Origin of the sequence: Anoxybacillus sp. EFIL (assembly GCF_013096955.1) — a bacterium.
GTDB classification, from domain to species: Bacteria; Bacillota; Bacilli; order Bacillales; family Anoxybacillaceae; genus Anoxybacillus; species Anoxybacillus ayderensis.
Map to the genome: position 1 here is coordinate 364326 of NZ_SDLH01000001.1, position 12070 is coordinate 376395.

At 45.9% G+C, this 12070-nt stretch carries 10 protein-coding genes; 4 read left to right on the forward strand and 6 right to left on the reverse strand.

Going from position 1 to position 12070, the window contains the following annotated elements:
* Window positions 1-36: 36 nt before the first annotated feature.
* The 3 genes from pgmB to ES017_RS01875 form a co-directional block, all read right to left on the reverse strand.
* Window positions 37-726 (reverse strand): beta-phosphoglucomutase, encoded by a 690-nt coding sequence (gene pgmB, locus ES017_RS01865; RefSeq protein WP_003396837.1) that lies wholly within the window; start codon window positions 724-726, stop codon window positions 37-39.
* Window positions 723-3065, reverse strand: a complete 2343-nt coding sequence (locus ES017_RS01870) for a glycoside hydrolase family 65 protein (protein ID WP_003396838.1) — start codon at window positions 3063-3065, stop codon at window positions 723-725. The genes pgmB and ES017_RS01870 overlap by 4 nt, the downstream gene beginning before the upstream one ends.
* 68 nt (window positions 3066-3133) lie before the next feature.
* The gene (locus tag ES017_RS01875; RefSeq protein WP_171334759.1) at window positions 3134-4150 is read right to left on the reverse strand and encodes a LacI family DNA-binding transcriptional regulator; all 1017 of its coding nucleotides are present in this window, start codon (window positions 4148-4150) and stop codon (window positions 3134-3136) included.
* A 174-nt stretch (window positions 4151-4324) separates the two neighbouring features.
* Here ES017_RS01875 and ES017_RS01880 point away from each other — a divergent pair, with 174 nt between their 5' ends.
* The 4 genes from ES017_RS01880 (at window position 4325) to ES017_RS01895 (ending at window position 10324) form a co-directional block, all read left to right on the forward strand.
* Entirely contained in the window at window positions 4325-6139 is a 1815-nt protein-coding gene (locus tag ES017_RS01880) for a methyl-accepting chemotaxis protein (RefSeq protein ID WP_171334657.1), read from the forward strand.
* A 77-nt stretch (window positions 6140-6216) separates the two neighbouring features.
* Window positions 6217-7320 carry a CdaR family transcriptional regulator gene (locus ES017_RS01885; RefSeq protein WP_171334658.1) on the forward strand — a complete coding sequence of 368 codons (1104 nt, stop codon included), beginning with the start codon at window positions 6217-6219 and terminating at the stop codon, window positions 7318-7320.
* A gap of 248 nt (window positions 7321-7568) precedes the next feature.
* Entirely contained in the window at window positions 7569-8981 is a 1413-nt protein-coding gene (gene glcD, locus ES017_RS01890; RefSeq protein ID WP_021094300.1) for a glycolate oxidase subunit GlcD, read from the forward strand.
* Window positions 8978-10324 (forward strand): (Fe-S)-binding protein, encoded by a 1347-nt coding sequence (locus ES017_RS01895; RefSeq protein ID WP_171334659.1) that lies wholly within the window; start codon window positions 8978-8980, stop codon window positions 10322-10324. The genes glcD and ES017_RS01895 overlap by 4 nt, the downstream gene beginning before the upstream one ends.
* 12 nt (window positions 10325-10336) lie before the next feature.
* On the opposite strand, the gene ES017_RS01900 is transcribed toward ES017_RS01895, so the two are convergent.
* Genes ES017_RS01900 through ES017_RS01910 form a run of 3 tightly spaced genes read right to left on the reverse strand, consistent with a single transcriptional unit; the run spans window position 10337 to window position 12063 of the window.
* Window positions 10337-11134, reverse strand: a complete 798-nt coding sequence (locus ES017_RS01900; RefSeq protein WP_253263337.1) for a DnaD domain-containing protein — start codon at window positions 11132-11134, stop codon at window positions 10337-10339.
* A 59-nt stretch (window positions 11135-11193) separates the two neighbouring features.
* Window positions 11194-11904, reverse strand: a complete 711-nt coding sequence (locus tag ES017_RS01905; RefSeq protein ID WP_171334585.1) for a hypothetical protein — start codon at window positions 11902-11904, stop codon at window positions 11194-11196.
* A 6-nt stretch (window positions 11905-11910) separates the two neighbouring features.
* Window positions 11911-12063: a hypothetical protein gene (locus ES017_RS01910; protein ID WP_171334586.1), complete on the reverse strand. Its 153-nt coding sequence runs from the start codon at window positions 12061-12063 to the stop codon at window positions 11911-11913.
* Window positions 12064-12070: the final 7 nt, after the last annotated feature.

Sequence of the window (12070 nt, forward strand, 5' to 3'; positions counted from 1 at the left end):
TATTTAGATTCATATATGGAAGGGAGACGCGCTCCCTTATTCCCGATAAAATGCACGTACGATGGCGTCATATGTTAAATCTTTTGTCGTTTCGACGATATAATCTGCTTCTTTTAGTGCTTCACGATCGCCAACGCCGATCGCAAACATATGTGCTGCTTTCATCGCCGCCACCCCTGCTTGCGCATCTTCTACCCCAACGCACATAGACGGATGCACACTTAGCTGCTCGGCCGCCGTCAAGAAAATTTCCGGGTGCGGCTTGCTATGTTTTACGTTCGCCGCATCGACGATCGTATCGAAATACTCACCAATTTGTAATCGTTCGATGACGGTAAACGCGTTTTTACTTGCTGATGCTAAGCCGATTTTTATATGATTGCGCTTTAGTTCGCGCAACAAATCGAGAATTCCAGGAAGTATATCGTCTGGCGTCATGCGCGCAATGAGCTGTTTATAATGTTCATTTTTTTTATAGGCAAGCGCTTCTTTTTCTTCGGTCGTGTAGCGATCCGCTTGGCCGCCGAGCGCTAAAATGCGCTCGAGCGACTCCATGCGGCTCACCCCTTTTAATTGCTCGTTAAACGTGCGGTCAATCGCAATGCCTAACTCTTCTGCGAGCTGTTTCCACGCGATAAAATGATGCTCTGCCGTATCGGTAATGACGCCGTCTAAATCAAAAATGACTGCTTTCAACTCTTTATTCATTTCGTCAAACCCTTTCATACAAGTGGAATCGTTACTTCGTCTTTCACTTCGTATCGTGTCCCGAACACGTCAAACGTCACAACATCGTGAACGTTCGTCACTTTTTTCACGACAAGCTCCTCATGCGTCACCGTTACTTCTAACCGATCGCCGCGCCAATATATCGGGAACGATAACTTTTTCCATTGTTTCGGCAGTTTTGGATGAATGCGCAATTTCCCATCAAGCATGCGCACGCCGCCGAATCCGCATACGACGGACTGCCATATGCCGCCGATCGACGCGGTATGCATGCCGTGATCCGATGATTTCATATTTGGTCCTAAGTCGATGCGCGCCGCTTGTTCAAACAATGCATACGCCAATTCACGATCGTCCATATCGCTCGCTAAAATGCAATGCGTCGATAAGCTGAGCGAAGAATCGTGCAACGTTTTTGGCTCATAGTAATTCCAGTTCGCTCGCTTCACTTCGTTCGGAAACTTATTTTCTAGCAAGTAAAACAACACCATAATGTCCGCTTGTTTAGATACTTGAATGTTGTTCACTTGTTCAAGATTGTAGTCTTCAAAAATCGTACCGACGCGCGTTTGCTTTTTATATTTCGTTAAGTCGATGATTTGTTTCGATAAATACGTATCGTCTTGCGGAATGACGAGATCTTCTTCGCGCGGCTGCGGCAAGTAAATGAGATCGACTTTATCTTTCCATTTTTTATACGCTTCATGAACGTTTATTTTTTCCGCTAGCGCATCAAGCAGTGCCGGGTTCGTCTCTTTTAATCTTTCATAATAGCGAATGGCCGTCTCGATATTCCAATGCGCCATATAGTTCGTAAAAGCGTTGTTGTTGACGTGCTCTTTATATTCGTCTGGGCCGATGACGTCGTTAATATGATATTGTTGCTTTTCTTCGTTCCACTCTAGCCGGCTCGCCCAAAACGTCGCCGTATCAAACAACATTTCATAGCCGTAGCGCTCCATAAAATCTTCATCGCCCGTTATTTTGTAATATTGCCATACCGCAAATGCGATGTCGCTCGTAATATGTTGTTCAATAAAGCCGCACCAAATTTTCGTCGCTTTTCCTGTAACGATATCTACCGCTCCCCATACCGGTGTCTCTTCATCGCCTGTAAACGCCGACTCCCACGGATACATCGCTCCTTCGTATCCGTTTTCTTTCGCTTTTCGACGCGCCCCTTCAATCGTGTTGTAACGATATTCAAGCAAGCTGCGGGCAATATGCGGGAACGTGTATGTGAAAAACGGTAAAATGAAAATTTCCGTATCCCAAAACGAATGACCTTTATATCCTTCCCCTGTTAATCCTTTCGCCGCAACACCAAAACGTGCGTCGTGTGCTGGCGTCATAATGATTAAATGATAATGCGCAAAACGGATGGCGAGCTGGTCAAATTCATTTTCACTTTCGATCGTAATGTTCATTTGCTCCCAACGTTTTTTCCATTCCGAAACGTTTTCGGAAAAGAGCGCATCATACCCTTTCTTCGCTTCTTCTTTTAAGTCGTTTAGCGCATCTTCACGCATGACATCTAAACTGTATGCGTCATGGTCGTACGCTCGATCGCGGCTCGTGTACACGTTAGCAAGCTTTTCAAACGTCAACGTCTCCCCTCGTTTCACATCAAACGCCACTTGAATGAACACTTTGCGGCGATCGATCGCCATGCGCGGCTCTTTTTCTACTTCTTTTCCGTCGATCATATAGCGATGTACAGCGTTGACGACAAAATCAATTTTTGATTCCGTTGTCGTTTGAATGAGCTGCAAATATGTTTTATCGAAAATGCGCTTTTCACCTTCATGAAAATGTTGCGCACCGCTATTTGTCATTTGCCCGTTAATGCCGGATGTGATGTGAATGTGCGCATCGCCATCGAGCGGCTTGATCTCGACTTTCATGCCGATCAAATGCAAGTTTTTTAGCGATACAAATCGACGAAACGTCAGCTCAAACTTCTCTCCTTGCGCGCTTTCCCATACGACGTGGCGCACAAGTTCCGCATCTTTTATATTTAAATCGCGGCGGTAATGAATGATTTTCCCTTTTTCGAGCGAAAACTTTTCGCCGTTTAACCAAATGTCTAACTCAACAACATCTGGTCCGTTCGGCAGTTCCGTCACTTCATATTCGTCAAACTTGTTAAACGTTCCAGCAACGAACAAGTTGCGCACTTGCCCGACGTACGATTCTTCCGTCGCTGAACGAAGCCCCATATATCCGTTGCCAAGCGCCATAATCGCTTCGCATTTTCCGAGCGCATGCGGATTGAATGCGACCTCGGAGACGATCCAATTTTTATACTCCCCTGTTCCTAAGTTGTATTGCAGCATCGTAAACTTCCTTTCCTTGTGTGAATATCGTTTTCCAAAACGTTTCGGATTTCAGGTATGAAAAAAGGTCACCCTTTTTTCACCGGTGCTGTTGACTCGCGCACGACAAGTTGCGTTCGCAACGTCACGACTTTCGCTTCATTTCCTTCCAACATATCAATGAGCATGCTAGCTGCTTCGTATCCCATTTGAAATTTATTTTGCGCAATCGTCGTTAGCGCAGGAGACACGTATGATGCTAATAAAATGTCGTCGTATCCGATGACCGATACGTCTTCAGGCACGCGCAAACCGAGCTGTTTGAGCGCTTTCATGACACCGAGCGCCATTAAGTCGCTTGCGCAAAAGATGGCGGTAATGTTGTTATGTTTCTCAAACAATTCATACGCTCTCGCTTCTGCCATCTCTTCGGAAAAGTCGCCGTTAACAATCCACTCTTTTTCAATCGGCACGTTCGCTTCTTCCATCGCCTCATAAAACCCTTGTAGACGTTGTTTGCTGACGAAAGCGTAATCATGTCCATTCAACATCGCAATGCGCCGATGACCGAGCTCAAGCAAATGTTGCACCGCTTTTTTCGCTCCGTATACGTTATCGGTCGTCACATACCCGACGCGATCAGACTGAATCGGAATGTCGATTAAGACGCACGGAATGTCGCTTTCGACAACTTCCGTTAAATACGGATCGTCCGTTTTAATTCCTTGCAAAATGACGCCGTCCACGCGCCGTTCGCGGCACAATTGCGAGTACGTTTTTTCCCTTTGCTTCGTCGAATTTGTATTAAACAAAATGACGTCATAGTCCGTTTTCGCAATGTAGTCGTTGACGCCCGTCATCACTTCAAACGTGAAATTGTCTTTGAGCGCGGATCGCGTCATGCCTGAAACGAGCAACCCAATCGTTTTCGATTTGTTCATGACAAGGCTTCGCGCAAGCGTATTCGGACTGTAATTGAGCTGCTTGGCGATGTCCATAATTTTTTTCCGCGTCTTTTCACTTACATCGGAATAGCCGTTTAACGCGCGTGAAACAGTCGTCACAGACACGCCAGCCGCCTTTGCGATATCTTTAATTGTCGTCACTTTCATTTCCTCCAAAACGTTTCGGATTCCTTGTTGATTTGAATTTTAACTGAACTTGAAACCGATTGCAACAAAAAATTTGTGACAAAATTCGTGGCATTTTGTCCAAAAATGTTCTCCCCTTCCCACGAACTGTCGTGCTATAATGATACAAAAAGTAAAGGAGGCTTCTTCATGAAAGGTCGATGGACGAGCCGTTTTCAGAAAAAACAGAAAACAGATGAGCAGAAAAACGCGACAACAGCTAGAAAAAAGTTCAGTTTTCAGAAAAAACCGAAAAACAAAACGACGATCGGGAGAAAGTACGGGATCGTTTTTAGCTTTACGACCGTTTTATTTGTCAGCGTTTTCATTTTTGTCGCCTTGCTTGTTCATAACTTAACGAACGTCGTAAAACAAGTGGAGCAAAAAAGCGACCAAGCTATTTTAATTACCGATCTGAACGCTTTATTTAAACAAAAATATATTGTCATCACCGACTACATGACAAATCCTCGCCCTGAAACATTATGGAACTATGAAGATTTAACGAAGCAATTTAACGATAAAATGAAGCAGCTCGAACCGTATATGCAAACGGAAGAAGCGAAAACGATTTACCAATCAACGATTTCTATCGAAAACCAGCTGAACGAACTGCTTCATAAAACGATCCAACCGACCGTCTTATCATACCGCGACCGTGGGGAAATTATAGACATTTTTCAAATTATGAGCTTCCAAAATAAAGCGGCGACGATTCGCGATATGAGCATTGAAAAGCTCGACGTATTAAAGCAGCTCATTATTCGCGAACGGCATGACCTCGTCGCGCAAATGAACAATGCGATCGCGAAAAACGTGTTGATGATGGTTATAACGGTCGTTGTCGCCATCGCCTTATCGATCGTTTCCCTTACCGTCGTTAGCCGTAAAATAAGCAGTCGGTTAAAACGAGTCGTGCACATTTGCCATGAGCTTGCGCGCGGCAATTTGCGCGTTGAGCGTTTAACGGATACGAACAACGATGAAGTCGGACAAATCGCTCATGCGATGAATGAATTAATGGACGGACTAGCGCAATCTATCGCCCAAATTCAAGCGGCAGCGAAGTATGTAAACGATATGTCGCAAACGTTGCGATTGAATGCAGAAACGACGACGGAAGCGAACGAGCAAATTACACAAGCGATGTTGCAAGTCGCTTCAGGTGCTGAACAACAAGTTGACGTCTCACAAAAAACAAACGACGCGGTGCACGATGTATCCAATGCATTAACGAGCGTAATAGAAAAAGTAACCAATACAACGAAAGTAACGACAGAAGCGGCGGCGCGCGTCAACGAAGGAACATCTTTAGTAGAGCAAACGGTTGCACAAATGAAAGTCATTCGCGAACAAATTGAACGGCTTGCGACAGTTATTGAATCGCTAAACGATAAATCGAAAGAAATTCATCAAATCGTCGGCTTTATTACAAACATTTCCGATCAAACGAATTTGCTTGCGTTAAACGCCGCCATTGAAGCGGCGCGCGCCGGAGAACACGGAAAAGGATTCGGCGTCGTTGCGGAAGAAGTGCGCAAACTCGCGGAACAAACGGCCCATGCTGCAGGTAATATTCGCGCGCTTGCCGAACAGTCGCAAACGCAAACAGCCCATGCGGTGAAAGTGATGAATGAAAGCAGCGAATCGTTCCAAGCTGGACATTCGCTCGTCGAACAAGTCGGAAACATTTTCCGCTCGATTTCGACTCATATGGCGCGCGTCCAAGCTGAAAGCGATGCGGTGCACGATACGATTCGTTCCGTAGAAGAAAAAGTGAAAACGATGACGGCATTCGCTGACCAAATTATTGATATTTCATCTCAATCCGCCCATAATATTGAACAAGTCGCCGCAACGACAGAAGAACAAAACGCAACGATGCAAGAGCTGCTCGCTTCATCGCAAGAGCTCGCAAGCACAGCGGAGCAACTTCGTCAGGCGGTCGCACGCTTTCAAATGTAACAAGTAGATAACCGTCCTTTCGCATCATCAAAAGGACGGTTTCTTCGTTTATATTCACTCAGAAAGGAAGTGGACGCATGCTTTCCCCTCACCTTGCGAAAAAAATTGTGTCGGACGTCCGCCGCCTCATTCATGAAGATCTCATTATCGTCGACACGCATGGCATCATTATCGCCAGCACCGACCCGACGCGCATCGGGCAATTTCATGAAGGCGCGTTTCTCGTTTGCCAAGAAAAACAAAAACGAATCATTACGAAAGAAGACGAAGGGAAGCTCAAAGGAGTAAAAGCTGGCATCAACTTACCTGTTTTTTTTCACGGTGACGTCATTGGTGTCATCGGCATTACAGGAGACCCAGCGAACGTATCACCATACGGCGAGCTATTAAAAAAAATGACCGAGCTTCTCATTCAAGAAAACTACTATACGGAACAGTTACAACTTGAAGCGCGTGCGCTTGAAACGTTCGTCTTCGATTGGCTGCAAGCGCGCGAATGGTCGCCATCCTTGCACGAACGAGCCCAACTGTTTCATATCGACCTCGCTTGCTCGCGGCGCGTCATTATCGCAGAACGCACCGGAAAACATGCGACAATGACGATTGAATTATGGAAATACATTCAGGAAAGTTGGGAAAACCGAAACGACATCATCGTTCGTTGGGGTGATGATCGCTTTCTTATTTTGCAAACGAATACAGAAAAAGAACATACCGTTGCACAAATCGCTCGCTTGCAGCGAATGCTCGCTCAAAAATACAATATGACGTTTCGCTTCGGCTGTGGCAAAATGACCGATGCTCAACATATGCATCGTTCTTATCAACAAGCGGAGCGCGCTCTTCGCGTCGCCAAACGACCGAACGACATCGTATTTGATGAGGATTTACGGCTAGAGATGTGTTTCGAAGATCTTTCGCCTGCGACAAAACAAGAGCTGATTAAACGAACGATTGAACCGCTCATACACGATGAAGAATTGTTGCATACGCTGCGGACGTTGTTCGCTAACGACTTATCGCTCAAACAAACAGCCGAAGCGCTTCACATTCATATTAATACGCTTCATTACCGACTGAAAAAAATACAAGAATATACAAATTTAAACGTGCGCCACCTGGAACATGTCATCACTTTATATTTAGCCATTCGTTTTTTAGATGAAACAACAAAAAAATAACTTGTAAACGCTTTATTTTTATATGTTCATCCATAGCGGGTTTCCCCGCTTTTTTTTATGCTTATAGTACAAATAAGAAAAGCGAAAAGCGCCCGCCTATCGGCGAAGGGCGCACAAGCCCCACCGAGGAGGCTGTCGCCGCCGCAGTGTGGGGCGGAGCGGCTCAAGCCGATGGCGCTTGGAGCTAGACAGCTCCATAAATCTGAAATCTTATACTTTCTTATCTTTTGAAAAAGAAGGTGGATGACATGATCACTGAACGAGTGAAGCAACAGTTTATTGACATTGTTGGTGCAGAAAACTACGACGATTCGAAAGCCGGACGGCTCGTTTATTCATATGATGCAACCCCAAACTTTCAATCGCTTCCTGATGCGGTCATCGCACCGCGCAACACAAAAGAAGTGAGCGACATCGTAAAAATTTGTAACGAAGAGCGCATTCCGATCGTTCCGCGCGGTTCAGGGACGAACCTTTGCGCTGGCACGTGCCCAACAGAAGGTGGCATCGTCCTATTGTTTAAACATATGAATCGCATATTAGAAATCGATGAGGAAAACTTAACGGTTACTGTTCAACCGGGCGTCATTACGCTCGACCTCATTCAAGCGGTCGAAGCGAAAGGGTTATTTTACCCACCGGATCCGAGCTCGATGAAAATTTCGACGATCGGCGGCAACATTAACGAAAACTCCGGCGGTTTGCGCGGCTTAAAATACGGGGTGACGCGCGATTACGTCATGGGGCTTGAAGTTGTGCTCGCTAGCGGCGACATCATCCGCACAGGTGGAAAACTTGCGAAAGACGTCGCCGGCTATGACCTCACCCGTTTATTTGTCGGCTCGGAAGGCACGCTTGGAATCATTACGGAAGCGACGTTAAAGCTCATTCCGATGCCGGAGACGAAGCAAACGATGCTCGCGCTTTATGAAGATTTAGAAGCGGCTGCCCGTTCCGTTTCAACGATTATCGCCAACAAAATCATTCCGACGACGCTTGAATTTTTAGATCAGCCGACGCTGCAAGTCGTCGAATCGTTCGTCAACATCGGCTTGCCGACGGACGTAAAAGCGGTATTGCTTATTGAACAAGACGGTTCAAAAGAAGTCGTCGCCCGCGATATGGAAGCGATGGCGCGCATTTGTCGCGAACAACGCGCCATTTCCGTTCAAGTCGCAAAAACGGAAGAAGAAGCGAACAATTTGCGCACCGCAAGACGTTCTGCCTTATCGGCGCTCGCTCGCTTAAAGCCGACGACCATTTTAGAAGATGCGACCGTCCCGCGCTCGCAAATTGCCAATATGGTGAAAGCGATTAACGATATTGCGCAAAAATATAACGTCACCATTTGCACGTTTGGCCATGCGGGAGATGGAAACCTTCACCCAACATGTCCGACAGATGTGCGCGACAAAGACGAACTGCATCGCGTCGAGCAAGCGTTTGAAGACATATTTGCGAAAGCAATTGAACTTGGCGGCACGATTACAGGCGAACACGGTGTCGGCGTCATGAAAGCGCCGTATTTAGAATGGAAGCTCGGCAAAGAAGGAATCGCGGCTATGAAAGCGATTAAACAAGCGCTCGATCCGAACAACATTATGAATCCGGGGAAAGTGTTCGCAAAAAGCACGCGCAAACGGGTGGTGGTGACGCGATGAAAAATGAACAGATCATGCAACAACAATTTCAAGCGCGCATGAACGAAGACGAACTATTAAACTGTATGCGCTGCGGCTTTTGTTTGCCGACATGTCCGACGTATATTGAGTCGGGCTTTCAAGAGTCACACTCGCCGCGCGGACGCATTGCGCTCATGAAAGCGGTCGTCGACGGGCTCATTGAACCGGATGAAGACGTCGAACGTTCGCTCCAATTGTGCCTCGGCTGCCGAGCGTGCGAGCCCGTTTGCCCTTCTGGAGTGCGCTACGGCCATTTGCTAGAAGAAGCGCGCGACATTATTGCGCAACATAAACGATATCCGTGGTTCGTTCGTCTCGTTCGCCACGTCGTATTTAAGCAACTATTCCCTCATCCAAAGCGGATGCGAATGGTGACCGCCCTCATCGGCGTGTATCAACGCTCCGGATTGCAGACGCTCGTTCGCAAACTCGGCTTATTGCGCGTGTTGCCAAATCATTTAGCCATGATGGAAAAAGTGTTGCCGAACGTGCCGACGTGGAAACAAATGAACGAACGACCAACGCACATCGAAGCGGAAACGAAACGAAAAAAACGGGTCGCCTTTTTTAGCGGCTGTTTAATGGATACGATGTTTATGGACATGAACGATGCGACGATGAAACTATTGCAGCTTGCCGGCTGCGACATCGTCATTCCACCGACCCAAACGTGTTGCGGTGCACTTCACGGGCATAGCGGCGAAAAAGCGGACGCGAAAACGCTCGCGAAACAAAACATTGAAGCGTTTGAACGGCTCGATGTCGACTATATCGTCACAAACGCTGGCGGGTGCGGGGCGTTTTTAATCGAATACGACCATTTATTAAAAGACGATCCGATTTGGGCGGAGCGCGCCAAATCTTTCGTCGCCAAAATAAAAGACGTCTCCATCATTTTAGTCGAACTCGGCTTTCATCTCGAAGGATGGCGCTTGCCTGAGCAAATCGTGACGTATCAAGATTCATGCCATTTACGCAACGTCATGAAAACAGCAAACGAGCCGCGCCTGTTGCTTCAATCCATTTCCGGCGTCGAGTTTCGCGAAATGAAAGATGCCGATCGGTGCTGCGGTTCAGCAGGCATTTACAACATCATCGAACCAGACATGTCGATGCAAGTGCTTGATTACAAAATGGCACAAGTGAAACAAACGAAAGCGACGACAATTGTAACCGCCAATCCCGGCTGTTTGCTGCAAATGAAGCTCGGCATTGAACGAGAAGGAATGACGAACGTGCGCGCCGTTCACCTTGTCGAGCTGCTTTTAGAAGCGGTAGAAGCGACGAAAGAAGCAAACGAGCCGGTGGAACAAACAGGGTAAGGGTATGGACGTTCATGCCCTTTTCCTTTTTTTTAAACGCTTTTCTAATTCGTTCCGTTTTTGTTCGAGCTCCGCTTCACTGCACGCCTTTCGCTCATATCGGGAATAATCGATATGCAGCCACTCCGGCACACTTTCCGTCCGCACCGCTTTCCGCCGTTTCGAGCGCGCGTATCCGTTTTTCTTCCAGTTTCGTAAAACGCCTTCTGTATATTTCCACGTTCTCACTCCGTTCTGCAAGGCGACGTTCAGCGCTGCAATCACCCATTCCTCTGACGTCTCCTTGCTCCAATGCGCCATCTGGTCAGCAACGTAGCTACTAATCGTACCGAAACCGTTTTTTTCATAAAAATAAATGATATGTTGTAATGTATGATCTGTTGCTATTTCTGTTTGTCTGTTCATATAGCCATGTGCGTCTTGGCAAGTGGACATGTGCGATACGTCATGTTGCCCACTCGTTTCGTCATGTTGCCGTTCTTCTTCGCCATTCATAACGTTCGCTAGCACATCGTAGTCAATGCGATACCATTTCGTTTTATCCATCTGTGAGCGATAGCGCGAGACGACGATCCCTTTTTTCTCAAGCCGTACGATCGTGCGTCGAATCGTACTTTCCGACCAAAACGGAAATTGCTTTTTCCACCCTTCGTACGTGTTGTACACCCATACATGTCCATCATGCGTATGCGTGCTTTTTCCGAGCCAATAATGAAGCTGCTGTAAAAAAATACTTTCGTTCAATCCGAGCTTCACCGCCACCGTCGGCAAAACGAACAACGGCTCATCATCGACTAACCACTTCTTCATCACAATCCCCCCTATATCCATTTATCGCCTCATACACGACATTTGGTTAGGGGTAGACATTATGCAATCTTTAAAATTTTCGTTTTACTGTTTTCAGAGTAAAGCTGGTGCGCAAAATCGCCATCGAGCGTTGCGAAATAATCATAGCCGTTATACATAGCAATGGCATAATGTAATGCATCGTACACTTCTAGTTGTAATAATTTCATTTGAGCGAATGTTAACTGCTGAATATCGGTGTTTGTTGCCAAAAAAGATACGTGAAAATCATTCCTCAATGCGTCCATAAACTCATTGTAGCGATCAATCGCATGGTTATAAAAAATTTGCAACTTATTTCTTTGCGATGGATAACGATTTTTCACAGATTTAATAAGACGAGATACGTTCACAACAATATTATTGTTGTAAAAACGTGAAATTTCTTTTTTCCATATGTCATAAAGAAATGAAATAGGCTCTTCTAGCTGTCCTAGTTGAACATCAGGTCGGGATTTTAATTTTCGATGCAACTGCATGTTGTGGTATATTTCGAGCGGAAACAATATTTCTTGAATAAACAACTGGTGGATGACTTCTCCAAATACATGACTGCTTATTCCTAATTGAGCGATACCTTCTCTTTGCCATTTTTGCAACATTTCACAAACCTTGTCCCCACGTGGATCATCGCTGTTCATGTAAGCCAAAATAAAACAAGCATCGATGTAAATGGACGCTTGTTGGAAGTTTTCATGTTGCGCATCTTCAAAAGTTAACACAAAGGGCATCCGTTACTACCTTCCTTGTTTATACATATCCACTAACTTTCTTCCAAAAGGAGAAGGTTTCGCAATCTTCTTTCTTAATTGTCCAAAATCAACAAGGGAAGTATTTGGCTTACTTTTTTTCACTCGAGAAGACGTTACCGTTTGGGTTTGTTGTGACATTTCCATC